This window comes from Hymenobacter qilianensis, from assembly GCF_014638675.1.
Lineage (GTDB): Bacteria > Bacteroidota > Bacteroidia > Cytophagales > Hymenobacteraceae > Hymenobacter > Hymenobacter qilianensis.
Window position 1 is genome coordinate 235,667 of sequence record NZ_BMFN01000001.1, and the last position, 26,174, is coordinate 261,840.

Sequence of the window (26,174 nt, forward strand, 5' to 3'; positions counted from 1 at the left end):
AGACTTAACTATCCCTAAACTATATATAGTTTCTCAACTAAATGTTAAGTCATCGTAAAAAAATGCAATTAATTTATAATTATAATAATATTGTGATTGTTAGTAATAAAAAATAGTGTCAAATGATGTTATCATAATATTATCTCACTTGATTTATAATTACTTTAGCTAAACACTCACCTTTTCTCATTAATCAATCTATTGCATGAAAAAAATCTTACTAATGAGCTTTCTGCTCATTGTCACTCTGTTGCAGCAGGTGACAGCCCAAGATCGAAGCATTTCTGGCCGGGTCACGGACCGGCAAAGCGGTGAAGGCCTACCTGGAGTAACGGTCTTACTTAAAGGTACTAGTAACGGTGTCTCAACTAACTCTGATGGCACCTTTACGTTATCAGCTCCAGCTTCTGGCGGTGTTCTGACATTTAGCTCTATTGGTTTCATTTCCCAAGAGCAAACTATTGGAACAAGTAACCAAGTTAATATCGCGCTTGCCAGTGATACTAAAGCATTAAGCGAAGTAGTAGTTGTTGGTTATGGCAGCCAGTCTAAGGCACTTGTGACCGGTGCAATCACATCCGTAGATGCGAAGGAATTTCAGGGGCAGCCTATTGCTGGCGTAGATCAAGCCCTGCAAGGCCGGGCGTCGGGAGTACAAGTAAATGCTAGCTCAGGTACCCCCGGTGGAGGTGTAGCCGTACGAATTCGGGGAAACAACTCTATCTCAGCTAGTAGTGACCCTCTGTATGTAGTAGATGGGGTTCCAATTAACACAGGCAGTTATTCTAACATTGGTGTTGGTAACCAGCAACTGAATGCGTTAGCAGACATCAACCCTAATGATATTGCCTCGATAGAGATCCTGAAGGATGCTGCCGCAGCCGCTATTTACGGCTCACGCGCTGCCAATGGTGTTGTTCTGATTACTACTAAGCGTGGACAGGCAGGACGTACCAAGATTACGTTTGATACATATCAAGGCGTTCAGCAGACAATCAAGCGCTTAGATGTGCTTGATGGTCAACAGTCGCAGGATTTAATCAATGAGTCCCGTACCAATGTTGGATTAGCGCCACGCTATGTAGAGGCTAACCCTACTGCGCAGCAGTCATTATTTACGGGTGCCAGTACTAACTGGCAAGATGAGATTTTCCGCTCAGCTCGCATAGCCAACTACACTCTCACGGCATCTGGAGGTAATGAGCAGACTCGCTTCTTAGTGTCAGGTAGTTACTTTGATCAAGAGGGAATCATCATTGGTTCAGGATACAATCGTGGTAGTATGCGTCTGAACCTTGATAATAAGGTATCCGATCGGGTACGAATAGGCGTAAACGTAACTGGCAGCCGCTCACTAAGCAACCGGATTGCCAACGACAACAACATCTATGGTGTTCTAAGCGCTGCTATATTATTGGGTGGTCAGACCCCAATCTACAATGCTGATGGCAGCTTTGGGCGTGATCCTTATTCTTCAGTTGAAAACCCGATTGCAGCAGCTACCCTGCCCATTTTAGAAGCACGTAATAACCGCTTAATTGGCAGCATTTACGCAGAAGCGGATATCTTAAAGAGCCTCCGTTTCCGCACTACTCTAGGAGCTGACTACTTAAACTTGAAAGAAGACCGCTTCCTGCCAAGCACATTATTGCAGGCTACAGGCAGCAATGGTTTAGGCAACTCTAACAGCCGCTATGATTTGCTTTGGCAAACAGAAAACACCTTAACCTTCAATCAGACTTTTGGTGACCACAATCTCACTTTATTAGCTGGTCAGAGTGCTATCAAATCTACTCAAGAAGGCATCACTACTACTGTGTCGGGCTTTGCAACTAACAAGATCACGCGCCTAGCTGCTGGGTCAGTCAGAACAGAAGCTTCATCAGATGGTACTCTCTGGACACTGCTTTCCTTTTTTGGGCGTGCCAACTATGATTATAAGGGACGCTATATTTTGAGCGGCTCCTTACGCCGTGACGGCTCATCCCGCTTCGGTGAGCAAAACAAGTACGGTATTTTCCCAGCTATCTCGGGTAGCTGGCGTATTTCGGAAGAGGCATTCTTCCCTGAAATATTCCTGAGCGAATTGAAGCTACGCGGTGGCTATGGTGAAACAGGCAACTTCGAAATTGGCAACTTTGCGTCCCGTAATCTATACGGAGTAGGATCTGATAACTTAGCTAACTACAATCAGCTAGCTGGACTTGTGCCGACTCAAATTGGCGTATCGGATTTAACTTGGGAGAAATCTAGTGAAGTCAACGTTGGCGTGGATTTAGGCTTTTTCGATAGCCGGCTGCTATTCTCAGCTAACGTATTCCGCAAGCAGGCAGACGCGTTGCTGCTCAACCGTCAACTCCCTTTAACGTCAGGTTTCCTTTCGGTAACTCAGAACATTGGTGGCCTTCAGAATAAGGGCTTGGAATTGGAGTTGACTTCGCAAAACGTCAAGAACGATGCATTTACTTGGACCACCAACTTCAATGTTTCCTTTATCCGGAACGAAGTAACTAGTCTTGTAAATAATGCTCCATTCGCAGCTGGTTTCGCCAACCGCGTACAGGTTGGTTCACCTCTCGGCAGCTTCTACGGCTATACGGTAGATCGCGTATATCAAACCCAAGCTGAGATTGATGCTGATAACGCCCGTGCCCGTGAACTGGCTGGCCGTACAACTGTCTTCTATCAAGCACAAGGAACCCGTCCTGGTGACATTCGCTTCCAAGACAGAAACGAAGATGGCTTGATCACCCAAGATGACCAATCTATCATTGGTTCAGCACAGCCTGATTTCTTTGGTGGCATTAACAACCAGTTGAGCTTCAAAGGATTTGACTTGGGTTTCTTCTTCCAGTTTCAGGCTGGCAACGAAATTTTCAACAACACTCGCTCCTTTGCTGAAGGTATGAATGGCCAGTTTGGTCAGCTTGCTTCAACTCTTGATCGTTGGACCGCTGATAATCCAAGCACTACTTTCCCCCGCGCTGCATTTGGTGATCCCAACAATAACCGTCGTACCTCAACTCGCTTTTTGGAAGATGGCTCATATGTGCGCTTGAAGACTATGACCCTGGGCTATAACATCCCAGAAGCACTCACGAAAGTGGCACGCTTGCAGACGGCTCGTATCTACGTTTCGGGGCAGAACCTGCTGACATTCACGGATTACTCTGGTCTCGACCCCGAAATAAACACCTTTAGCGGTAGCAATATTTCATTGGGTACTGACTTTCTAACTTTTCCGCAGGCCCGTACCATCCAGGTAGGCCTCAACTTGGGTTTCTAACTTGTCTTTGTTTTCTGACCATATGACTATCCGTTCCAAATTTGTAACACTAGCAATGCTTGGGCTACTTGGCCTGAGTGCAACTAGTTGCTCTGATTTCCTTGAACCAACCCCACAAACTTCGGTTGACCGTAATGATGTATTCACGGACTTAGAGGGTGCGCGAGGTGCAGTAATTGGCATCTACGGTGCTTTAACCAGTGCCAACTATTATGGGCTTCTTTATCCCGTTTTTTCTGATTTAGCAGCAGATAACTTAGCGCATACAGGTACTTTTCCAACTTACGCCCAAGTAGACAATCAAAATATCCTTACGGATAATGTCAATAACCAAGACATTTACTACGCGATTTACCGTACCATCAACCGCGCTAATAACGTTATTGCACAGGTTCCGGGCATAACAAGTATTAGTGAAGAGCAGCGTAATGTATTCGTAGCTGAAGCCCTATTCCTAAGAGCTAACGCACATTTCGATGCTACTCGTTATTGGGGTGATGTGGCCATCGTTCTTACTCCCACTTCCGAGGCTGATGCTACTTTGAATGTATCACGCTCACCCCGCGCTGCGGTGTATGAGCAAGTAATTGCCGATTTAGCTGCCGCTGAGACATCATTACCAGAGGTAAATGTAGGACGTGCCACTAAATCTACAGCTAGGGCCCTGAGGGCTCGAGTAGAGCTATACCGCGAAAATTGGCAAGCTGCTGCTGCCGCCGCTGATCAGATTATTGCCAGTAATCGTTTCCAACTTCTGTCAGACTACAGAAGCATTTTCACAACCGAGAATTCCGCAGAGTCTATTTGGGAGATTCAGTTTGATGCGAATACTCAGAGCTCGTTTGCCTTTTTCTTCCTACCTGGGGCGAATGGTGGGCGTAATGAAGTTCGGCCTACAGGATCTGGCAGTACGCTACCAACTGCGTATGAAACTGGTGATAAACGCAAGGATGCTTCTATCTCTAACGGAACTTTCCAATTAGCTAATCGTGCAGTAGTAGCGGGCGTAGGTGTCAAATACACTGATCCAGGCACGGGAACGGACAACTTCCGTGTTTTCCGTTATGCTGAAATCCTGTTGATTAGTGCAGAAGCGAAAGCTCAATTGGGTAATCTCCCAGCGTCCCTACTACTCTTGAATCAAGTGCGGCAACGGGCTGGTTTGGCACCAAAAGCTACTCTAACTAAAGCAGCGCTATTAGATGCTATTGCGCAGGAGCGCCGAGTAGAGCTAGCAATGGAAGGCCACCGCTGGTTTGACTTGGTTCGTATAGGCCGGGCCCAAACCCTATTGAGTATCGTGGATCCTAATCGTTTACTTTTCCCCATTCCCTTCCGCGAAACGGTTAATAACCCGAACATCACTCAAAACCCTGGTTACTAGAGTTTAGTGTTTTCTTTAAAAAAGCCCCCCAGCTACGTAGCTGGGGGGCTTTTTTATTTATAGTTTGTAAGCAGAAGCGCTACCATGTAAAACACAAATTGTGAATGCACCCATTTGTACTTACTAAATGAAATGACCTGATAACTTATAATTTTCATAGTCGAGGTGTACCATTTCTCTATTTAACAGGTTAAAAAAATAGTTATAATTGCTGCGTAAAATCATATAACACCCTTACTATAAGCTTGTTAAATAATTTCAGCATTCGTTATCTTAGTCTATATCACTCACTTAACAACAATCAACTGAATGAAAAAAATTTTATTGATGAGTATGGTACTCATCCTCACTCTGTTTCGGCAGGTGAGCGCTCAGGACCGGAGCATATCAGGGCGGGTCACGGATCGACAGACGGGAGAAGGCCTGCCTGGAGTAACAGTACTTCTTAAGGGTACTACCAATGGCATCTCGACGAATGCAGATGGCACCTTCACATTAGGCGTACCAGCTGCTGGGGGCAGCTTGGTGTTCAGCTCCATCGGCTACACGCAGCAAGAAGTGGTGATCGGGCAAGGCAATGAGGTAAATGTGGCTCTGGCCAGCGACACAAAGCAACTCAGCGAAGTAGTTGTTACGGCACTTGGCATCGAACGCGAAACACGCTCACTAGGCATTGCCACGCAGGAAATTAAGGCGGAGCAGATTTCGCAGAAGTCAGAGCCCAACGTCCTGAATGCACTGCAAGGTAAAGTGTCGGGTGTTAGCATTACCAACTCCAGCGGATTGCCAGGAGCATCCACAAACATCAATATCCGGGGCATTACATCGCTACAGGGTAGTAACCAGCCGCTGTTTGTTGTTGACGGCATTCCAGTCAGTAATAATCTGGACCGGACAAGTGGTGGTGGTACGCTGGGCTCGCTGGGTGGTGCACAAACCGCAAACCGGGCGCTGGATATTGATCCGGAGACCATTGAGAGCATCAACATTCTGAAAGGCCCGGCTGCCGCCGCTCTTTACGGCTCACGGGCAGCAGCAGGAGCAGTTATCATTACCACCAAGTCAGGCCGCAACGCCAACAAGAAATTAGAGATAACTGCAACTTCTGGTCTCGCATTTCAGCAAGTGTATGGTATTCAGGACTTCCAAAATGAGTATGGGCAAGGCCTTAATGGCACTAATTTAACAGCGCTTCCTTCCGCTGCTAACCCGGCTTTCGGAGACGTTAATACGGGTAGTACTCAATCCTGGGGGCCACGTTTCGATGGGCCGAAAACAGTACCTAACGGCCTAATTCTGGGTGATGGCAGTGAACTACCTTACCGAGCATACGAAGACAACATAAAAGACTTTTTCCGCACAGGGCGTCTGCTCACCACTGGTGTCAATATCCGTGGCGGTACTGCCGACCAGAACTTCGTACTCGGAATCAATAATACCGATCAAAAAGGCATATCGGAATTTAACGACCTGAGTCGCCTGAATGTGAATGTGGGTGGTAACACCTTGCTACTTAACAAACTTAGAGCTGGAGCCTCTGTCAACTTCGTTAGTACTGATCAGCTCGGCTCGGCAGTAGGCAACGGAGCCAGTGCATTCGGCTCGCTCGTAAGCATACCACGTAGCTATGATTTAATGGGCCTGCCCTACAGAAATCCGGTTACAGGTGCAAACGTTTTTTTCGCGGGCACCGATAACCCTCGCTGGAATCGTGAGAATATACAAACTACCTCGAAGCTGACTCGATTTATTAACGTGGCTAATTTAAGCTATGACATTACGCCTTGGCTGAATGTATTGTACCGAGGAGGCTTAGATACCTATACCGACCGTCGTAAAAACGTCTCTACTCCGAGTGGATCGCGCGTGCCTACGGGCCAGATAGTTGACCAAGTCTTCTACCGGAGCGAATTCACCGGTGACTTTATTGCGACCTTAAAGAAGCAAGGGATCCTGATGGAAGGCTTAGATGCTACTCTTTTGCTTGGTCAGCAAATCAACTCCCGTCGCTTCCAATCGATTACATCGCAAGCTGACAACTTACTCGTAAGTGGCTTCGAGAACTCTTCTGTTGCCTCCGTCTATTCCAATGGAACCGGCGAAACTACCAGTCTTCGTCGCCTATTAGGCTACTATGGCTCGCTGGATCTGGCCTACAATAACTATTTGTATCTGACCTTAACCGGCCGGATAGACGAATCATCAACATTACCGAAGAAGAACAATACGTTCTTTTATCCTTCAGCTAGCGTTGCGTTCGTATTTACCGATGCTTTTAATGTCTCATCGGATATTTTCTCCTACGGTAAAATCAGGGCGGCTGCGGCTGAAGTGGGCCGTGATACAGATCCCTACAATCTGGGAACTGTATATGGGGTAGCTTCTTTTGGTAATAACGTTGCCAACCTAAACTTCCCCTTCAATGGAGCAGGCGGGTTTGCTTTAGGCAATCAGCAAGGCAACCCCGACCTGAAGCCTGAATTCACTCGTTCTTACGAGGGCGGAGTCAACCTCGGGTTTTTCAAGAACCGTCTGAGTATTGAGGCAACGTATTTCTATCAGACCAGCCGTGATCAAATCATCCCATTGGCAACGCCAGCCTCAACGGGCTATAGAACCCGCATTGCCAATGCTGGCCGGCTGGATAATAAGGGGATAGAAGGCTTGGTTTCTTTCAGCCCTATCAGCAGCGACAATTTCACCTGGAACGCTACTCTAAACTACACGCGTATCCGCAATGAGGTTGTCTCCCTGATTGAAGGAGTAACACGATCGGCTATTGCGGGTAATGCTTTCATTGGCACAACACCTTCTTTCGTGGTTGGAGAGCCCTACGGAGTTATCGTAGGCAACAAGAAAGCAACTTCTCCTGATGGCAAATACCTGATTAATCCGACCACCGGCCTGTTTGCCCCTGAAGTAGCCGGCGAAATCATCGCTGACCCAAATTATGATTGGCAAGCAGGCTTAAACAACTCCTTTTCTTACAAGGGCCTCACCTTTTCATTTTTGGTTGATACCAACCAAGGAGGCGACGTCGTATCCTTCACCAACAACTTCTATAAATCGGGGGGCGCTTTAGAAGAAACCGGAAGAGACCGGGAGCTTCCCCGGGTTATTCCGGGGGTTATTGAGGAGACAAACGCCGACGGAAGCAAGTCATACCGGCCGAATAACATTCAGATAAGCGCCCAGGACTATTGGAGATCGTTCGGCTTACAGAGTGACCTCGGTGTGTACGATGCCACGGTATACCGCCTACGGGAAGTAACGCTGGGCTATAGCCTGCCCAAGCCAGTGTTGGAGCGCCTCCCATTCGGAGAAGTGAATGTTTCATTTTCAGGCCGCAACCTCTTCTACTACGCTCCTAATGCCAATTTTGACCCTGAGCTGAATACGCAGGGAGCTGGCAACATCCGGGGCCTCGACCTGCAGGGACCACCGAACTCCCGCACATATGGTGTAAACCTTCGCTTCACTTTGTAAACCATGAAAATGAAATATTCCTTTTTTGCCCGTTATGCTGTAGCAGGAGCATTGTTTCTAGGTGCTGCGAGCTGCGATAAAGACGAGTTTTTTGGCGATAATGTGGACCCCAATAGTCCAAGTGAGGTGCCTGCTGGGGTAGTACTTAGCTCACTCCAGGCCAGTACGGCTTTCATCAATAGCAATACAATTGGCCGAGTGGGTGAGCTATTCGTGCAGCATATGGCAGGTGCGGAAGGCATACAGACTCCTGCCTACGACCGCTATGCTATTCGGGGGGACTTTAATAACGAGTGGGAATTCGACGTATATGCTGGTGCTTTGGCAGATGCTCAAAACATCATAGACACCGGTGACCGGAGTGGGCCTGCCTTTACGGGCATCGCGAAGCTTATGAAAGCATATAACTTCGCCGTAGCGACGGATATATGGGGCGATGTACCTTACTCGCAAGCGCTAAAAGGGTCCGCCCAACTTCAGCCTCGGTTTGATAAGCAGGAGGACATTTACAAGGGCAACGCGCAGTTAGAAATTCAAAGCTTATTTGATTTGGTGCGCGAGGGCCTTAATGACTTGGATCAGCCGCCAGGTCTTATTGTGCCAACTGCCGCCAATGATCTGATTTATGGAGGCAACATTGCCAGGTGGCGGAAATTTGGCAATACGCTGTTGCTCAAGTTCGCGCTTCAGATAAGCAAGAAGGAGCCAGCCTTGGCGACCTCCGTCATAAGAGAAGTATTGGCAAAAGGCCCGGCGAGTTACATATCAGACAATGCCGACGACTTTCAGCTTGCTTTTGGCACTACAGTAGGCAACCAGAATCCCTTCTTCTCCTACAACGTCACGAACCGCCCCGGTGATCAGATAGCCAGCCAGCGCTTCATCGATACCATGAACCTGCGGAATGATCCGCGCTTGCCGCGCTTTTACTCTACGTCGCCGGCCAACGCAGCTGCTACTACCACGGCCTTTGGCACTTTTACGGGCTTTCAGAACGGTAGCAATAACGCCGTACCAGGCATTGCCAACCGGTCCCGGCTGGGTCCCTACCTTTTGGGTAACAGTGGTGACGCGCCCGTGCGGATGCTGACAAACTTCCAGACTAAGTTTATTCTGGCGGAGGCAGCCCTGTTGCTTGGCACCGGCGGCGATGCCCAAGCCTTGTTTACCCAAGGCATCAGGGCTTCCATGACAAAAGCGGGTGTTGACGCCGCGGCTATTGATGCTTATCTCGCCAACCCAGCAAATGCGCGCTGGGTTACGCTATCGGGCTCGAATACCAGAAGGCAAAACCAGATTATTACCCAGAAATGGATTGCCTTGTTTGGGAACGGCTACGAAGCCTGGAATGACTATCGGCGTACTGGTTTTCCGCGCTTAGCTCCCGTAGAAAATCCCAGCTCGGATAGCCCGACTATTCCGCAGCGCTTCTTCTACACCAATGGAGAAATATCCGCCAATGCCAACCAGGTTCCAGCGGATCGGCCCAATATCACGGTTCCGGTCTGGTGGGCCAGTAATTAAGGCTGGATACTTCATCTAAAACGAGATAGTCATGAAAAAAAACATAATCCGCTTTGTAGCGCTCCTTATCCTGTCGGTAGTCACTTTCTCTTGCGAAAAAGACTATGGTGATAAGCTTGGGCCCCTCGATGATGCTATTGCTGAAATTCCGGTGACGGTCAAAAACGCTCAGTACCATGAGCGGGTACCCGTCATTACCACCTCGGTAGCCGCTGGGGGGCAATTTGATATTGTTTTGCAGATTCCGGCTGGCAGGGGCACAATAAGAGAAATTAGCCGGGTGGCTACCGGCAATACGCTGGCTAACCTGAATACCGGGGGCGCTTTTCTGCTCAACTATAATACTGCAACCCAAACGCCGAGCCCTATTGCAGGCAATGGCAGCAATGAAATCACTTTCTCAACCAGCTTAAGTGCCTATTCAGCTTACCGTACCCGATTGACTACAGTGCCGGGGTATAATGCTGGTCTCAATACGGCAGGCAACGCCCCAACGGTAACTATGACCACCGGGGCAAACCCAGCAGTAAATGAGCGCGATCCTAATACACTTCGCTATTGGTTTCTCGTTACGTTGGAGAGCGGGCAAGAAATCATAACCACAGAAATACGCGTGCGCATCTTGCCTTAAGCACAAGCACATTTCCTTAGTCATAAAAAAGCCCCCCAGATGATATCTGGGGGGCTTTTTAACCTAGTTTGCCTGTAGCGAGGCTAAAATCTTGCGGGCGACTTCTACCGGGTCCGCGAGCTTATCCTCCGAATGAAACGCCACAAACTTATCAACCTCACTGAACTGCCGGTTGTCCGTGTTCCGAATCTGCTCCTGCATACCGGTATCGAGTACGCCCGGCGAGATGGTTTGAACCCGCACCCCTGTACCGCGCAAATCCTGCTCCTTCTGAATAGCGCGCGACAATGCATCGAGGGCAGCTTTGGAGGCTGAATAGGCAGCCCACCCATCTACGGCGCGCTGCGCTGCCCCGCTGCTGATGTTGAGGATAGTGCGTGGGCACGTCATGGCGGCGTAATTACGCAGGAAAGTATTCATGAGCATGGCCGGAGCTACCAAGTTCACGTCGAAGGCAAACGTGAAATGCTCATTGGGCAGCTCCCCCACGTACCCGATCTGGCCCAACACCGCCGCATTATTTATCAGCGTAATGCTAGATGCATCAGGGTGAGGGGCAAATACTGTATAGAGGTTGGCTTCAACAGCCAGAATATCAGATAAGTCGAGGGGCCGGTGATGGTAACGAGGGTGCTCGATGGTAGCATGGCGTGATACTCCTATCACCGTCGTATCGGGTTGGCGCAGTATTTCTTCAGCCAGTGCTTTGCCCAAGCCCCGGCTGGCGCCCGTAATAATGTAATAACGCATTGCGTATAGAAAGTGAAGGTGAGACCATCGAAGGAAGTTCTTATACGGGCAAACCAGTTGTAGAGGAAACCCAATAAAAAAAGCGACTTCTCGAAGCCGCCTTTTTTACAGTAGTAGTCAAACAGATGGATAGCTTACCTATTCAGCTGATCAGAGAATATACTGCGACAAGTCGCGGTTGCGAACCATGTCGCGGAGGCGCTCTTCCACCAGCTCGCGGGTAATCAGGATGTGCGCATTGGCGCCAATACGGTCGGGTACGTCGAACAGAATGTCGTTAAGCAAGCGGCTCATAACAGTGTGCAGACGGCGGGCTCCAATGTTTTCGACTTCCTCATTCACCTCAAAGGCGATTTCGGCCACGCGCTCCAAAGCGGCGTCATCAAAGGATAGCTCTACTTCTTCTGCCATTAGAAGCGCTTCATACTGCTTAGTAAGGGCGTTCTTAGGCTCTTTGAGAATCCGGTAGAAATCGGCTTTGGTGAGGCTTTGCAGCTCAACGCGAATCGGAAAGCGGCCTTGTAGCTCGGGAATCAGGTCGCTGGGCTTGGCTACGTGGAATGCGCCAGCGGCAATAAACAGAATATGATCGGTGTTGATGACACCATACTTAGTGCTGACGGCTGAGCCTTCCACGATGGGCAGCAAATCGCGCTGCACGCCCTCACGACTGACGTCGGGCCCGCCTCCCCCACTTTTGCCGTTGCGGCTGGCTACCTTGTCAATCTCATCAATGAAGATGATACCAGCGTTTTCGGCGTTGCGGATGGCTTCGTCTTTCACCTCATCCATATCGATGAGCTTAGCCGCTTCCTCATCGAGCAGAATTTTGCGGGCTTCCGCAATAGTGACTTTACGCTTGCGGGTTTTCTTAGGGATCATGCTGCTGAGCATATCCTGAAGGCCGGCCATGGAGGCTTCATCCATGCCGCCGGGTCCGCCTACTACCCCAATACCGGGCGCGTTGCTCTGCTGAACCTTGATGTCGATTTTGCGGTCGTCCAGCTCACCAGCCCGAATTTTCTGGCGGAATTTCTCGCGAGTACGCTCGTTTAGCTCATGGTCGCTTTCGGGCATCGCGCTTCCCTCGCTGCCAAAGCCGGCGGAAGGCTTCGCTACCGTAGTTGAGCCGCTGGAAATGGGCGGAATAAGCGCGTCCAGAATAATATCTTCTACCACCTGAGCGGCCTGCACTTTTACTTCCTCCTTGCGGCGCATGCGCACCATGTTCACCGACTGCTCTACGAGGTCGCGCACCATGCTTTCTACGTCGCGGCCCACGTAGCCGACTTCCGTAAACTTGGAGGCTTCTACTTTGGTGAATGGCGCATCGGCGATGCTGGCCAGGCGACGGGCAATTTCTGTTTTTCCCACGCCCGTTGAGCCAATCATGAGGATATTGTTAGGCACTATTTCGCGCTGCATATCGGCGGGGGCATGCAGACGGCGCCAGCGGTTGCGTAGCGCAATAGCCACATGGCGCTTGGCATCATGCTGGCCAATGATGTACTTATCGAGTTCGGCCACTATCTGGGCCGGGGTAAGGAAAGAAGCTGATTCAATCATGGGATATACAAAAGGTGGGGCCGGTGTGAAACCCACAGGTGGTGAAGTAAGCTGCTGCTTGTGAGCGGGACTCTTATACGTCGTGCTCACCGGTTAGGCTATCGAAGCGAATCCACTTACCAAACAAATTACGATGGGAAAAGTGAGCCGCCAGCCGATAATGTCAGCCCACTAAAGGCGGCATTCCGAAGAGCGTTGGCTGCAATTTAAGTGTTTGATAATGACATCAATTGCTGCTAGACTTGTTGAAAATCGAGCCTAAAGTACGGGCCACGGTAAAGTAGTTGGCCGCCCCCGACGCATGGTAATACGCGCGGGTATAGTCGAGCTGAAACTCGCTGATACGCAGCATCGCCCCGAAGCTCAGCCCAGCGCCCGCCGAGGTATTTTCGAGGCGCAGCTCGCGGCGCTGCAAGTGATTGTAGCCCGCCCGCAGATGAAAGTTCTTGCTAAACAACAATTCGCCCCCCACCACAAAGTGCCGGGCAATTTTATCGCCCAATGTCTTTTTTGGCTTGATTTCCACCCCATTTTCGTCGAGCTGCCCGCGCTGGTTAGGGTCGAGGTACACAATATCCAACTGCTGAAGATGGTGCGCCGTGAGGGAAAGGCGCACAGGCATATGCTCAGGCTTAAAGGAAGCCCCCAGCTGCACATCGAGCGGCATCGGCTCGCGGTCGGCGCCGGCGTAAGGCTGGAACTGGTAGCCCACATTGCGCACCGTAAGGCCAACCGTAAAGTCCTGGGTTGGGTGTTTAAAAATGCCCCCCACATCGACCAGAGCGGCCAGCGAATGATTGCCGGCAATACCAGACACGGCCAGCTTGAGCGTACCGGCCAGCGTAAAATTGCCGCTGGTGTAGGCATCCGACACGCCCAGCGCATATTCATTTACCGAGAATTCGCCCAGACTTGTGCCGGCCGCATCAAACTGCTCAAACCGGCCGTAGTTCAGATACGTAAGCCCCACGCCCAGCCGACCCAGTGACTTGGTATTGAAAACGTAGGCTGCCGTACTCTGCTTGATATCAGAGAGGTAATCGACGTAGCCGAGCGCCAGCCGATTATCCATGTCGGCGTTGAGCAGGGCGGGGTTGCCGTACATCATGGTCGCATCGGCATCGCGGGAGCTGACGTTGACGCCGCCCAAACCGGCCAGTTTAGCGCTGGGGGGCAAATTCAGGAAGGTAAATGCCTGCTGTCCGCCAATCTGCGCTGCCGCTGGCTGGCTTACCAGAATGGCACCCAGCACTACACCAGCGAAGGCAGGCAACAAACGAGAGGGTACCGAGCAAATCATCGTTCCAAGATACAGCGTTTCGGCTACTCCTACTCTACTCAAATAGGGTATAAGGAGAAATAGCAGCGCCCGCAGTGTGCATCATTACAGCTGTTGGGGGGGCTTTTTCCTCCTGCTGCAACGCTACACCCGGCGGGCGCTGATCTTCCTGCTTCCTTACGATACTTCTACGCTCGGGCCATATAGCGCTGGCGTAGGCTCGTCGCGCACGGTGAGTTTAATTGGATTAGCCACCAGCTCATCCAGCAACGCCACTTTCAGCACATCATCCACGCGGGCGGCATAATGAATCGTCAGGTCCTTGAGATACTCGGCCGAAATCTCCTGAATGTCTTTACGGTTCTTATCGCAGAGGATTACATCGCGGATGCCGGCGCGCTTGGCAGCCAGAATCTTTTCCTTGATTCCGCCCACCGGCAGCACTTTGCCGCGCAGGGTAATCTCGCCCGTCATGGCCAAGTGCGAACGGATTTTGCGCTGCGTAAACACGGAGGCGATGCTGGTGAAAATGGCAATACCCGCGCTGGGGCCATCTTTCGGCACGGCACCTTCCGGAAAGTGAATGTGCAGATCATATTGATCAAACAACCGATGGTCGATTCCCAGCGAGTCGGCGCGGCTGCGCAAATACGACAAAGCAGTAACGGCCGATTCCTTCATCACATCGCCCAATTGGCCGGAAAGCGTCACTTTGCCCCGCCCCCGACTCAGCAGGCTTTCGATAAAGAGAATATCGCCCCCCACCGACGTCCAGGCCAAGCCCGTCACGACGCCGGCCGTTTCGTTATCCTGATACAAGTCCCGGTCGAATGTAGCGGCGCCGAGAATGCGGCTGATGTCTTTCGGCTCCAGCACCGCCACATGCGGCTCTTTTAAGGCTTTGCTTTTGGCAATGTTACGAGCTACCGATCCAAGCTTGCGCTCCAGGCCACGCACCCCCGACTCGCGGGTATAATCGTCGATTACGCGCTGCAACGCGGGTTGCGTGATGCTCACGTCTTTCGGGGTAAGGCCATTTTCGTGGAGTACTTTCGGCCAGAGATGCTTTTTGGCAATCTGGGTTTTTTCCTCCAGCGTGTAGCCGGTCAGGTCAATGATTTCCATCCGGTCGCGCAGGGCCGGATGAATGGTGTCTAGAGCGTTAGCCGTAGCAATGAACAGCACCTTCGACAGGTCGTACTCCACCTCCAGATAGTTGTCGGTGAAGGTTGAGTTCTGCTCCGGATCGAGCACCTCCAGCAGTGCCGACTGCGGGTCGCCACGGAAGTCAGCGCCGACCTTGTCAATCTCATCCAGTATAATAACCGGATTCGAGGCGCCAGCCTTTTTGATTTGGGAGATAAGGCGGCCCGGCATGGCGCCCACATAGGTTTTGCGGTGCCCGCGAATCTCGGCCTCGTCGCGCACGCCACCCAAGCTCATTCGCACATATTTGCGGCCGAGCGCCTTGGCTACTGAGCGGCCCAAAGAGGTTTTGCCCACACCGGGAGGACCATACAGGCACAGAATCGGCGCCTTCATATCCTGCTTGAGCTTCAGCACCGCCAGATACTCGATGATGCGGTCTTTTACCTTTTCCAGGCCATAATGGTCCTGGTCCAGAATTTTGCGGGTGCGCGTCAGGTTGAAGTTATCCTTCGTGTACTCCGACCAGGGTAAATCAAGCAGAAACTCCACGTAGTTTACGCTCATCGGGTACTCGGCCGCCGCCGGATTCACGCGGCTCAGCTTGTCCACTTCCTTGGTGAAGTGCTTGGCCACGGCTGGGGGCCATTTTTTATCCTTGGCGCGGGCACGCAGCTTGTCCAGCTCCTGGTCAGGGCCATCGAAGCCAAGCTCGTCCTGAAGCACTTTGATTTGCTGACGCAGGAAATAGTCGCGCTGCTGCTGGTCAATATCAGTGTGAACCTTGCTCTGAATTTCGTGCTTGATTTCCAGCAGCTGAATCTCTTTCAGCATCATTTCCAGCAGGCGGGTGCCTCGCTCCACCCCATCGTTGATTTCCAGCAGCTTCTGCTTCAACCCTACCTCTACGTTGATATTCGAGGACAGAAAATGGGTCAGAAAAGCCGGGGACTCGATGTTATCCAGCGCAACCTGAGCTTCCTGCGGAATCTCGGGGTTGAGTTTGAGCATTTTGGCAGCCGCATCTTTCAATGACGCCACCAAGCCTTTCACCTCTTTGGTAGTCTTGCTGGGAAACGTTTCGGGAAAATAGCTGACGCGCGCTGTCAGATACGGGCTGTCTTGCTGCTCTTCCTCGACTTTAAAGCGGCTTTGGCCTTGGATGATGATGGTGGTGTTGCCATCGGGCAGCACCAAGAGCTTTAGAATACGGGCCATGGTGCCCACTTCATACAGATCAGCGAGCGTTGGATCGTCGCTTTGGGTATTCTTCTGGGCCAGTACACCCACAATTTTATTTCCACGATACGCCTTGCGCACCAGGCGTATGCTCTTTTTGCGCGTCACGGTGACGGGCAAAACTACGCCCGGGAACAGCACTGTATTGCGCACGGGCAACAAGGGCAACACCTCGGGCGCGTCCTGCCCCGAAAGTGTCTGATCGGGGTCAGTGGCAATGATGGACACCATCTCGGCGGGATCTTCAGCCATTAGTAAAACGGATGATTTGGGACGGCGCGAATTGCGGTTTTCACTCATAATAATACAATCGGGGAAAGGCTGGCGGCGCCAGAATGACATAATTGCAGCGCTCCGTAGCTCCCCAGGGACAACGGTAGTCCGAAGGTACGGCTTTGACAAGTGCTATGCCACTAAAGCCCACGAATGCCGCGCCGACAAATCGGCATAAATACCGGTAAGCAGCGAGCCAATCAGGCAGATAATAAGCTTAGCACTTGCATTGAAAAACTTCTATTTTTGGTCTCTGGCGCGGCAATTGTAGCGGCTATTTAAGTTCAAAAAACGTCGTATGCATCGCTTATCGGGTCTGGTTTTACTGCTTTGGTTTTTAGCCGCTCCGGCTACGTACGCGCAGCAGCCCACGGACAAGCCTTTGCAGGTGCGGCCGCTTACGGGCAAAAAAGCCCCCCAGTTGCGCTTACGGCCCGATGCTACACCCAGCTTTCCTAACATAAATCGGGTAGCCTACTATCAGGACAAGAAAGCGCTCAAAGAAATTCAGCGCGCGGAGAAACGCAAGAACTGGACGCAGGCCCGCAAGCTGCTGGAAGCCTACGTTCATCAGTTTGGCATCCAGAACTTTACCAAGGACACCCCGATGCTTTGGCGCTTGGCCCAACTTTGCGAGCGCACCGGCGATGAGGCGCGTGCCAAAGCATACTACCGTCTGGCTCTCAAGCATCATCGGCAGGATATCACCAAAATTCAACTCTACTACGACTCACTGGAACAGAAAACCCAGGATTTGTACGTGCCCCTCAAAACCTATTACGACATAGTTGAATACCGTAAAAACATCGTCACGTTTCATCCGCCCAAAGGTGTATACACGAGCATGGGCGATGGGATCAACTCGGAGGTAGAAGACTATGGCCCAACGCTGAACTCGGAAGCGGGCTTGTTTATTTTCTCCTCCAAGCGCAAAACCCGCGGCATTACCACTCCCGTGGTTGATGAGGACTTATACACGTCGCGGAAGGAAGGCGACTATTGGACCGACGCCGAGCCGCTGCCAAAGCCTATCAATTCGCCTTACAACGAGGGCTCGGCTTGCATAACCAAGGATGGCCGCACCATTTACTTTGCCCGTTGCGAGTGCCCGAATTGCCACGGCAACTGCGACTTATTCCAGTCGACCTTTCAGGATGGGCAATGGTCGGTGCCCAAGAGCCTGGGGGCCAATGTGAACTCAACGGCCTGGGATTCGCAGCCTACGTTGTCGAGAGGAGAGGACACGCTTTACTTCGCTTCTGACCGGCTGGGGGGCTTTGGCTTATCGGATATCTGGTTTACAGCCAGGCAAAAGAATGGGCAGTGGGGCAAAGCCCAGAACCTGGGGCCAGTAGTAAACACGCGTGAAAGTGAGGTCAGCCCGTTTTACCATCCTATGTATAACGTGCTGTATTTCAGCTCCAGGGGGCAATTATTGAACTACGGCGACTTCGATATCTACAAGAGCTACCGCGTGCAGGGCCGCTGGCAGGAGCCGCGCAACGTGGGCCCATTGGTAAACGGAAAAGGCTCGGAGTATTACTTCACCATCGATGGCGACTCCAAGAACCTGTACTATGCCCGCTCGGAGATAAAAGACCTCAAGAACCTCGACCTCTACTCCTTCCCGCTTCCGATGGAGGCCCAGCCGCTGGCCACCACCCACGTAGAAGGCGTGCTGGCTGATTCGGTAACTAAAAAGCCGCTGGGAGGCATTGTCAGCATTATTGATACGGATAACGGCATTGAGGTAGCCAGTAAATACCTGCGCCCCGATGGCTCGTTTGACTTCGATTTGATTGAAGGCTCGCGCTATGTAATGCTAATTCAAAGCCCGGACTTCTTCAGCGTGGAAAAGCAATTTGAGTTGAAAGGTGACACCTTGATGCGCCTGCTCACCAATTCGATTGACTACCGCCTGCCCCTGATTTTCCGCAATATTGAGTTCGACCAGGGCAAATCTGCTATCCTCCCCTCCATGCATAAGACGCTGGACCAGATTGCATTGTACATGGTTGATCATCCCACGTTCCGGCTGAGCATCTCGGGCCACACCGACTCCAGCGGCGACCCTGATGTGAATGTGGCCCTCTCGCAGGACCGCGCCCAGGCCATTCGGAATTATATTGAGCAGAAGGGCAAGCTGAAACCTAACCGCATCGACAATACAGGTTATGGCAGCACGCAGCCCTTGCGCGAGGAAAAAACCGAAGAGGACAGTCGGTTCAATCGCCGAGTGGAATTCCGGCTGATTAAGCCTGAGGAGGATAAAGACGCCGGAGCGGGCTGGTAGCTGATTGCCTCATAAGCAGAGCTACCACACATACGTGGCAGCTGCCCCGGCCGGCAGCGTATGACTCACGGTTTGCTGCCCACGGCGGATACCAAAGGTTTTGGGCTCACTACTCTCGTTCAATACAATAACGACGAGACGGCCAGCAGGCGTGCGAAAAGCCACATTCGGCAAGCCCGCCGCTTCAGTGGAGGCGACGCGCACTGAACCGGGCAGCACGAATTTGCTGGCGTGGGCAATGATGTAATACGCATCTTCGCGCCGCACCGAATCACCATCGATGGTAATTGCCCCCCGGCACTCCGTGCAGCCACCGGGCGTGTGCGGATTTTGCTGGGAGTCGGCGGCTACGTTCCACTCAAGAACGGTACGCGCCCAGTTGCGCGGTGCCCCGATGACGAGGTTTTTGATGTGCCAGCCGAAGTTATCGGCAAACTTGGTTTTGGAGCCCACCCACTGCTCCGTGAAATACACGTGCTTGTCGGGAAAAGCCTCGTGCACTTTGCTGAGCGCCTCAATTTGCCCCCCATACAGGTGAAATGCCGAGCCATCGATGTAAGCACGGGCTTCCGGGTCGCTGAGAACGGTAATCGGGTACTCCGGCTTGTCGGCGTTGTGGTCGTAGATGATGATTTTGGTATCCAGCTTCGCCGCTTTAAAGGCCGGGCCCAGATGGTTCTTGATGAAGCTGGCTTGTTGCTCGGGCAGCATCAGCAAACTGGGGTTATTGCCAGGGTGAAGCGGCTCGTTCTGCACCGTAATGGCCTCAATGCGAATGTCTTCCGCCGCGTAGCCCTGCACGTATTTCACAAAGTAGCGCGCGTAGGCATCATACCACTCCGGCTTGAGGCTGCCACCCTTGGAGTCGCCGTTGGTTTTCATCCAGGTTGGCGGCGACCAAGGCGAGCCAAGCAGCTTCATACGAGGACTGATAGCCAGAATCTCTTTCAGCACCGGAATCAGGTGCTCTTGATCGGGGGCTAAACTGAAGCGCGCCAGCGTCGGATCCGTCTCGCTGGGGGGCAAATCATTGTAGGAAAACACCCGGTCGTCGAGGTCGGAAGCGCCAATGCTCAGGCGCAGGTAGCTTATACCGATTGCGTTGCCCTCCGTGCCGAACAACTCGCGCAAAAGCTTAGCTCGGGCATCAGGTGACATTTTGTGTAACAGCATGGCGCTCCCGCCCGTGAGCGTATAACCAAAGCCGTCCATGGTTTGGAAGCGCTGCTGCTCATCGATAGTAATGATGGGAACGTCGGGAGCGGGCGGGGTTCCGGCTTGCAAAGTAGGCTGGGGGGCAAATCGCTCCAGCTGGGCCGGATTGGTCAGCCATACCTGCATGGAGCTGGTAGTGGCGCGGCCGCCTTTCGCGCCTGTCAAGGCACCGCAGCCAACAGCTAGTGTCAGCAGAAGGCTGGCACTGAATAGAATCAGAGTTAAGGAAGAACGCATAGGCGGTGAAAGTAGTAAATAACTAGCTGGACTATCTACTAGCCAAAAACTACGTTTGTTCGCTACTGTCCCTACTCCAAGCGAGTAACCCAGACTAAAAACTCAGCTGCTGCTCGTCGTTGCCAGCGCGAAACAGAGCACTTTGCTTTTTGCCACCGCCTTCCAGGTTCACGATATTCATCTGATCCTGAAAGGTATCCAGTAGCAGGCGGTGGCGCAGATAGATGGTAGTGGCAGGCCTGGGGGGCATTTTTACGGAGAAATACACCCAGTGCGCGTCCTTATCCTTTTCAATACCAACGAATCGGAGCGGTAGGGCTTCGCCGGGCTTGGTACCGAAAGCCACCGAACGCTGCAGCAACGCTGTGGTCAGGCTGGAAACCTGAGCCGTGGTAAGCTTATCGAACGTGACCGAGTTGGGCTGGCCGGCGCTCAAGGCTTTCTCAAAATCATCGGTAAACACTTTCAGCGCTACTTCCAGCTGCTGCTTTTTGGGGTTGTACTGCACGTCCATGATGCTGGCATGGTAGGCATGCGCCATGGCAGCGAAGCTAAGCAGACACAAAGCGCAGAAAACAAGCAGATGACGCATAATCAGGAAGTTGCAAACAAAAATAGAACGAAGGCGGCCTTCGTTCTATCTAGGTAAAAACAAGACAAATAAGTTCTAAAACAGCGTTTTGAACAGGTCGTTGAAGATAACGAACACCATCAAGCTCAGCAGCAATGCCATACCTACCTTCTGCGAGTTCTCCAGAAACTTGTCGGAAGGCTTGCGGCCCGACACCATCTCGTAGGTCAGGAACATGACGTGGCCGCCGTCGAGGGCCGGAATGGGGAGCAGGTTCATGAAGGCCAGCACCATGGACAGCATGCCGGTCAGGGTCCAGAACTTGATCCAGTTGAAGGTGCCGCCGTAGGTTTGGGCAATAGCCATCGGGCCACCTAGCGACTTACTAGCCGATGCCTCACCTCGGAAGATTTTACCGAATGCCTGCACTTGGTTGCTCACAATGCCGAAAGCCTGCGAAGCACCGGCCGGAATGGCTTCAATGAAATTGTAATCCTTGGTCGAGTATTGGAGCAAAGACTTAGGTAGGAAGCCGAGAGTTCCTTCTTCCTCCACGTTAGCGGTAAGGGTGATTGGCTGGCTATTGCGCTGCACGAGCAAGGCGGTAGCCTTACCAGCGTTGTCTTTTAGGGCTTGCTGTAGCTCAGGGAAAAAGTTGATTTCCCGGTCTCCAACGCGCAGGATACGGTCTCCGGCCTGTAGGCCTGCTTTGGCGGCGGCGCGGCCTGCTACCACTTCACCTACCTCAAACGGATTGAGGGGCTCCACGAAGCGGGCCGGATCGTTTTGGTTATCAGCCAAGCGGTCCATGAAGTCGCCGGGCAGCTTGATGTCGAGTAATTGGCCGTTGCGCTCCACGGTGTAGTAGCTCTGGTTGCCCATCACCACCTCCGGGTCATACACATCGTCGAACTGCTCGAAGGGGCGGCCGTTGATTTTTACAATCTTGTCGCCTTTGCGGAACCCTATTTCTTCGCCCAACTTGCTGGGTACCACACCGAAGCGCACTTCCGAGGCCGGCAGATAGCTCTGCCCGTACTTGGCCGTCAGAATGGTGAAGATGAGAATACCAGTGAGCACGTTCACGATAATGCCCCCCAGCATCACAATAAGGCGCTGCCAGGCTGGCTTGGCCCGAAACTCATACGGTTGTGGCTCCTGGCTCATCGCTTCTGTGTCGAGCGACTCGTCGATCATACCGGTGATTTTGACAAAGCCCCCCAGCGGCACGGCGCCAATCATGTACTCAGTTTCGCCAAATTTTTTGCCGAATAATTTCGGTGGAAAGCCAATAGCGAATTTCTCTACCCGCATTCCAAACCATTTGGCCGTTAGCATATGCCCCATTTCGTGCACACCCACCAGAATAGTCAGCCCCAAGATGAGCTGCCCGGCCATTATCAGAATATCCAAAGCTTTTTGTTTTTACAGAGTTAAGAAAATCGGTGGTCTGCGCTGCTTATCGTCTGGTTTACAGACTGTAGATAAGCGCAAGTCAGCATCGCAACGCGAGCGGTAATCCGGTGGCACTGCAACGAAGCGGTAGCGGTGCTTCGTTCCGCGCGGCTGTACTTAGAAGGACACAGGTTTTGGGTTAATGTTTTAAAAATTCCTGCGCCATGCGGCGCGTTTCCTGGTCGGTTTGCACGTAGTCGTCCAGCGCCGGCTCGGCAAGGTACGAAACCTTCGACAGGCAGCTTTCCACGAGGTCGGGCATTTGCAGAAAACCGATGCCGTCGCGCAGGAAAGCAGCTACGGCTACTTCGTTGGCGGCGTTGAGAATACAGGGGGCATTTCCGCCCCGGCGCATGGCTTCGAAGGCCAGCGGCAGGTTGCGGAAAGTGCTCTGGTCGGGTTGCTCGAAGGTAAGTTGGGGATAATCGATAAAGGAAAAGCGCGGGTATTTGCTCGGTAAACGCTCAGGGTAGCCCAAGGCGTATTGGATGGGCAATTTCATATCGGGCAGGCCAAGCTGGGCTTTTAGGGAGCCGTCTTCAAACTGCACCAAGGAATGGATGATGCTTTGTGGGTGCACAACTACCTCAATCTGATCGTCGCGCAGGCCAAACAGCCATTTCGCCTCAATCACCTCAAGGCCTTTATTCATCAGCGAAGCGGAGTCGATGGTGATTTTGGCCCCCATGTCCCAGTTGGGGTGCTTGAGCGCCTGGGCCTTGGTTACCGTAGCCAGCTCCTGCATACTACGCCCCCGAAAAGGCCCCCCAGAAGCCGTGAGAATAATCTTCTCAATCGGGTTTTGCTCCTCTCCTACCAGGCACTGAAAAATGGCCGAGTGCTCGGAATCCACGGGGTAGAGGCCCACACCGTGCTCCTTAACCAAGCGCGTGATGAGCTGCCCAGCTACTACCAGGGTCTCTTTGTTGGCCAAGGCAATAGTTTTGCCGGCCTGAATGGCGCGCACGGTGGGTAGCAATCCAGCGTAGCCCACCATCGCTGTAAGTACAATGTCGGTATCGGGCCGGCCGGCTATGTCGGCCAGGGCGGCAGTTCCGGCCAGCACTTCCGTAGGCTGCCCGGCCAGCGCGCTTTTAACGGTTTCGTAATGCTTCTCGTCGCCAATAACCACGGCGGCCGGCCGAAACTCCAGCGCCTGCTGAATCAATAAACCGGCATTGGAATGGGCCGAAAGCGCTGAGATTGTAAACCGGCCCGGCTGGGAGCGCACTACGTCCAAAGCTTGGGTGCCGATGGAGCCAGTAGAGCCGAGTAAGGTGAGACGTTTGGGTGGGTGGGACATGCTAGGCAGTGACGTGCGTCAACAAAGGTAAGATAAGCCTGCAACCTCATGCGCTAGATTTTCGAGCGCATGAGGCAGCTTCTTACTGCACCTTAATAATTCGTACCGCTTTGCCATTGAACACTGCTTCCTCCCCTGCCCGCTTCCCACTCAGCGCCATTGCCACTGGCGCCGCCGCCGATACAGCAAAGTAATCTTTGCAATCCACGGTAAGCTTACCGGCACTGATACTGATAAAAAAGCCCCCCATACTCGTTTCGACCAGCGCGCCGGGCCGCACCGTGTCGCAGACTTGCTCAGGGTTGATACGCGCTAGTTCGGCTTGCAGGTTCTGGGCTTCACGGAGCTGCACGGCGTTACGGTTGCGCTCCTCCTGGGCCATGGCGCGGCCGGTTTCGTACTTGTCGCCGGCGCTGCTCTTGGTTTCGGAGTTAGCCGATTCCTGAGCGGCTTGCATGGCTTGAGTGGCGGCAGCTATGCGCTCTTGAACGTAAACGAGGCAGGCGGCATGGAGACGAGGTTTAATTAGCTGGTTTGCGCTTTCCATTCAATGGTTTGTTGCTGCTTTATTTCCCAATTAAATAGGCTACACCCTAAATTATTTATCGAAGCCGCTTCTGCTAGAATAGAAAATTCAACTCTGCATTTTTTGGGCAAAGGTTCTTGATTATCAATAATTATATGCAGAGCGGTGTGTCCTTGGTCATTGTAACAGTAAGCCTTAACTGATAAATACCACGGGCCATAGCCTTCATCCTTCCCCTCTTGAAACCATACTTCATGCGCAGTATTATTCGGGAAGTTCATCAATGACTTACCAAAATCTTCAAAGGTATCTGTGTACCCCAAAAAGCTTATCGACTGACGAACCCAGCTTGTAGAAACGGTCAGATCAAATGTGCAGTAATCGTCGCAATGATTACTTGCAGAGATTACTATTGAATCATCACCCATTAAATATGAGCATCTATAGCAAAGATTTTACCTACTGTAACAACCCATCCGCTACCGTCCGGTCATTGCTCAGTCGCGGTACCTTATTTTGCCCCCCAAGCTTCCCTAAGCTCTTCATATACCGTTGAAATGCTCCTTGCGGTAAGCTTGTAAGCCGGAGCGGGGCTAGAATATTGCCCCCCAGCAGGTCATCATAATATGTATTGCGGCGGCGCAGGCCAGAATCTAAAGCAGCCGCGAAAGCAGCAGTATCTTGGGGCGGGCGGGCAAACTCCATCAGCCACTCGTGCTGGGAAGGCTCAGTGGGTGTGGTGCTTACGCGAGGCGCGACGGTGAACTCGACCACTTCCACCTCCGGAAACTGCGCCATGACTTCGCGCAGAGTTTGCTCTACCTCTTCGCCAATGACGTGTTCGCCGAAGGCCGACAGAAAATGCTTGATGCGCCCGGTCACTACTACACGGTGGGGCGAAAGGCTCACAAAGCGCACCGTATCGCCGATGCTGTAGCCCCACAGGCCGGCATTGGAGTTGAGCACCAACGCGTACTGCTTGTCCAGCTCCACATCGGCGATGGTAAGGCGAGGTGGGTTGGGCTCGAAGAAGCGCTCGGCGGGGATGAACTCGAAGAAGATACCCGCATCGAGCAGCAGCAGCAGGCCGGGGTTGCCGGGCTCGTCCTGAAAAGCTAAAAACCCTTCGGAAGCCGGAAAAAGCTCGATGCTATCCACGGGGCGGCCGATGGTTTCAAACAGCTTGGCGCGGTAGGGCTCGAAGTTGACGCCACCGTACACAAAGAGGTTGAAATCCGGGAAAATATCCTTAACAGGTCGGCCCGTGCGCTGCACAAGGCGGTCAAAATACATCTGCACCCACGGCGGAATCCCCGAAATCAGGCTCATCGGCTGATCGACCGTCTCGTCTACAATACGGTCGAGCTTTTGCTCCCAATCTTCAATGCAGTTGGTGGTGTAGCTGGGCAGCTGGCTGCGGCGCAGGTAAGCGGGCACATGGTGATTGACGATGCCTGATAAGCGCCCCGTCCGGATTCCGTTGACAATACTCAGCTCCGGACTGCCGGATAGAAACATCAGCTTTCCGTCCAGAAACTGCGCTTTGCCGGTGTGGTGCACATACGTAAGCAGCGCATCGCGGGCACCGTTTATATGATTGGGAATGCTGGCGCTGGTAATCGGAATATACTTGGTGCCCGAAGTAGTGCCGCTGGTTTTGGCCAGATACAGCGGCCGGCCGGGCCACAGCACGTTGGCCTCGCCTTCCTGCACTCGCTTAAAGTAGGGAGTGAGCGCTTCGTAGTCGCGCACGGGTATCTGGCGAACCAGGTCAGTGGGGCCGCTGATACTGGCAAGGTCGTGGTCGCGGCCGAATGCAGTAGCGTGCGCTTGGCTAATTAAGCTTGCTAACACGCTTTTCTGCGTAGCTACCGGACGGCGCAGCCACTGCTGATAGCGATGGTGCAGAAGAGCAGCGAGTGGACGGCTGAAAGCGGCCTTGAGGGCCATAAACAAATGAAAAAAAGTATGAAATAACTGCGCAAGCGAAGTCAGCACGTCGTACCGACA

17 protein-coding genes are annotated in these 26,174 nt (G+C 52.3%); 6 read left to right on the top strand and 11 right to left on the bottom strand.

Annotated features, from left to right (window positions below):
* Positions 1-205: 205 nt before the first annotated feature.
* The 5 genes from IEW06_RS00935 to IEW06_RS00955 all read left to right on the top strand — a co-directional run bounded on the left by IEW06_RS00935 (position 206) and on the right by IEW06_RS00955 (position 10,311).
* Positions 206-3,286, top strand: coding sequence for a SusC/RagA family TonB-linked outer membrane protein (locus tag IEW06_RS00935; RefSeq protein ID WP_187731178.1), 3,081 nt, complete (start codon positions 206-208; stop codon positions 3,284-3,286).
* A gap of 22 nt (positions 3,287-3,308) precedes the next feature.
* The gene (locus IEW06_RS00940; protein ID WP_187731177.1) at positions 3,309-4,670 is read left to right on the top strand and encodes a RagB/SusD family nutrient uptake outer membrane protein; all 1,362 of its coding nucleotides are present in this window, start codon (positions 3,309-3,311) and stop codon (positions 4,668-4,670) included.
* 309 nt (positions 4,671-4,979) lie between these two features.
* Positions 4,980-8,156, top strand: coding sequence for a SusC/RagA family TonB-linked outer membrane protein (locus IEW06_RS00945; RefSeq protein ID WP_188547202.1), 3,177 nt, complete (start codon positions 4,980-4,982; stop codon positions 8,154-8,156).
* Positions 8,157-8,165: 9 nt separating this feature from the next.
* The gene (locus IEW06_RS00950) at positions 8,166-9,680 is read left to right on the top strand and encodes a SusD/RagB family nutrient-binding outer membrane lipoprotein (protein ID WP_187731176.1); all 1,515 of its coding nucleotides are present in this window, start codon (positions 8,166-8,168) and stop codon (positions 9,678-9,680) included.
* Between the two features lie 31 nt (positions 9,681-9,711).
* Positions 9,712-10,311, top strand: coding sequence for a hypothetical protein (locus IEW06_RS00955; RefSeq protein WP_187731175.1), 600 nt, complete (start codon positions 9,712-9,714; stop codon positions 10,309-10,311).
* A 63-nt stretch (positions 10,312-10,374) separates the two neighbouring features.
* On the opposite strand, the gene IEW06_RS00960 is transcribed toward IEW06_RS00955, so the two are convergent.
* The 4 genes from IEW06_RS00960 to lon all read right to left on the bottom strand — a co-directional run bounded on the left by IEW06_RS00960 (position 10,375) and on the right by lon (position 16,543).
* Positions 10,375-11,061, bottom strand: coding sequence for an SDR family NAD(P)-dependent oxidoreductase (locus IEW06_RS00960; protein WP_187731174.1), 687 nt, complete (start codon positions 11,059-11,061; stop codon positions 10,375-10,377).
* A 150-nt stretch (positions 11,062-11,211) separates the two neighbouring features.
* The gene (gene hslU / locus IEW06_RS00965; RefSeq protein WP_187731173.1) at positions 11,212-12,627 is read right to left on the bottom strand and encodes an ATP-dependent protease ATPase subunit HslU; all 1,416 of its coding nucleotides are present in this window, start codon (positions 12,625-12,627) and stop codon (positions 11,212-11,214) included.
* Between the two features lie 226 nt (positions 12,628-12,853).
* Positions 12,854-13,903, bottom strand: coding sequence for a type IX secretion system protein PorQ (gene porQ / locus IEW06_RS00970; RefSeq protein ID WP_229743022.1), 1,050 nt, complete (start codon positions 13,901-13,903; stop codon positions 12,854-12,856).
* Between the two features lie 180 nt (positions 13,904-14,083).
* On the bottom strand, positions 14,084-16,543 hold the full coding sequence (gene lon / locus IEW06_RS00975) for an endopeptidase La (RefSeq protein WP_188547204.1): 2,460 nt from the start codon (positions 16,541-16,543) through the stop codon (positions 14,084-14,086).
* Positions 16,544-16,862: 319 nt separating this feature from the next.
* Between lon and IEW06_RS00980 the strand changes: the two genes are divergently transcribed.
* Positions 16,863-18,857 (top strand): OmpA family protein, encoded by a 1,995-nt coding sequence (locus IEW06_RS00980; RefSeq protein WP_188547206.1) that lies wholly within the window; start codon positions 16,863-16,865, stop codon positions 18,855-18,857.
* A gap of 21 nt (positions 18,858-18,878) precedes the next feature.
* On the opposite strand, the gene IEW06_RS00985 is transcribed toward IEW06_RS00980, so the two are convergent.
* The 7 genes from IEW06_RS00985 to IEW06_RS01015 form a co-directional block, all read right to left on the bottom strand.
* Entirely contained in the window at positions 18,879-20,309 is a 1,431-nt protein-coding gene (locus tag IEW06_RS00985; RefSeq protein WP_188547208.1) for a glycoside hydrolase family 30 protein, read from the bottom strand.
* 94 nt (positions 20,310-20,403) lie between these two features.
* Positions 20,404-20,901, bottom strand: a complete 498-nt coding sequence (locus IEW06_RS00990; RefSeq protein WP_188547210.1) for a DUF6702 family protein — start codon at positions 20,899-20,901, stop codon at positions 20,404-20,406.
* 75 nt (positions 20,902-20,976) lie between these two features.
* Positions 20,977-22,293 (bottom strand): RIP metalloprotease RseP, encoded by a 1,317-nt coding sequence (gene rseP / locus IEW06_RS00995; RefSeq protein ID WP_188547212.1) that lies wholly within the window; start codon positions 22,291-22,293, stop codon positions 20,977-20,979.
* Positions 22,294-22,474: 181 nt separating this feature from the next.
* Positions 22,475-23,638, bottom strand: a complete 1,164-nt coding sequence (locus IEW06_RS01000; protein ID WP_188547214.1) for a 1-deoxy-D-xylulose-5-phosphate reductoisomerase — start codon at positions 23,636-23,638, stop codon at positions 22,475-22,477.
* An 82-nt stretch (positions 23,639-23,720) separates the two neighbouring features.
* Complete coding sequence (locus IEW06_RS01005; protein ID WP_308421972.1) at positions 23,721-24,095, bottom strand: 3-oxoacyl-ACP synthase; 375 nt, start codon at positions 24,093-24,095, stop codon at positions 23,721-23,723.
* Positions 24,096-24,163: 68 nt separating this feature from the next.
* On the bottom strand, positions 24,164-24,592 hold the full coding sequence (locus tag IEW06_RS01010; protein ID WP_187731170.1) for a hypothetical protein: 429 nt from the start codon (positions 24,590-24,592) through the stop codon (positions 24,164-24,166).
* Between the two features lie 31 nt (positions 24,593-24,623).
* Positions 24,624-26,114 carry a GH3 family acyl-acid amido synthetase gene (locus IEW06_RS01015; RefSeq protein ID WP_188547216.1) on the bottom strand — a complete coding sequence of 497 codons (1,491 nt, stop codon included), beginning with the start codon at positions 26,112-26,114 and terminating at the stop codon, positions 24,624-24,626.
* Positions 26,115-26,174 lie beyond the last annotated feature (60 nt).

Bases quoted from the DNA above. Each gene is read 5' to 3' on its own strand.
- IEW06_RS01010 (WP_187731170.1), bottom strand. From the start codon at position 24,592: ATGGGTGATGATTCAATAGTAATCTCTGCAAGTAATCATTGCGACGAT.
- IEW06_RS01000 (WP_188547214.1), bottom strand. From the start codon at position 23,638: ATGTCCCACCCACCCAAACGTCTCACCTTACTCGGCTCTACTGGCTCC.
- lon (WP_188547204.1), bottom strand. From the start codon at position 16,543: ATGGCTGAAGATCCCGCCGAGATGGTGTCCATCATTGCCACTGACCCC.
- hslU (WP_187731173.1), bottom strand. From the start codon at position 12,627: ATGATTGAATCAGCTTCTTTCCTTACCCCGGCCCAGATAGTGGCCGAA.
- IEW06_RS00935 (WP_187731178.1), top strand. From the start codon at position 206: ATGAAAAAAATCTTACTAATGAGCTTTCTGCTCATTGTCACTCTGTTG.
- IEW06_RS00950 (WP_187731176.1), top strand. From the start codon at position 8,166: ATGAAATATTCCTTTTTTGCCCGTTATGCTGTAGCAGGAGCATTGTTT.
- IEW06_RS00955 (WP_187731175.1), top strand. From the start codon at position 9,712: ATGAAAAAAAACATAATCCGCTTTGTAGCGCTCCTTATCCTGTCGGTA.
- IEW06_RS01015 (WP_188547216.1), bottom strand. From the start codon at position 26,114: ATGGCCCTCAAGGCCGCTTTCAGCCGTCCACTCGCTGCTCTTCTGCAC.
- IEW06_RS00985 (WP_188547208.1), bottom strand. From the start codon at position 20,309: ATGCGTTCTTCCTTAACTCTGATTCTATTCAGTGCCAGCCTTCTGCTG.
- IEW06_RS00980 (WP_188547206.1), top strand. From the start codon at position 16,863: ATGCATCGCTTATCGGGTCTGGTTTTACTGCTTTGGTTTTTAGCCGCT.
- IEW06_RS00990 (WP_188547210.1), bottom strand. From the start codon at position 20,901: ATGCGTCATCTGCTTGTTTTCTGCGCTTTGTGTCTGCTTAGCTTCGCT.
- IEW06_RS00945 (WP_188547202.1), top strand. From the start codon at position 4,980: ATGAAAAAAATTTTATTGATGAGTATGGTACTCATCCTCACTCTGTTT.
- IEW06_RS00940 (WP_187731177.1), top strand. From the start codon at position 3,309: ATGACTATCCGTTCCAAATTTGTAACACTAGCAATGCTTGGGCTACTT.
- IEW06_RS01005 (WP_308421972.1), bottom strand. From the start codon at position 24,095: ATGCAAGCCGCTCAGGAATCGGCTAACTCCGAAACCAAGAGCAGCGCC.
- IEW06_RS00960 (WP_187731174.1), bottom strand. From the start codon at position 11,061: ATGCGTTATTACATTATTACGGGCGCCAGCCGGGGCTTGGGCAAAGCA.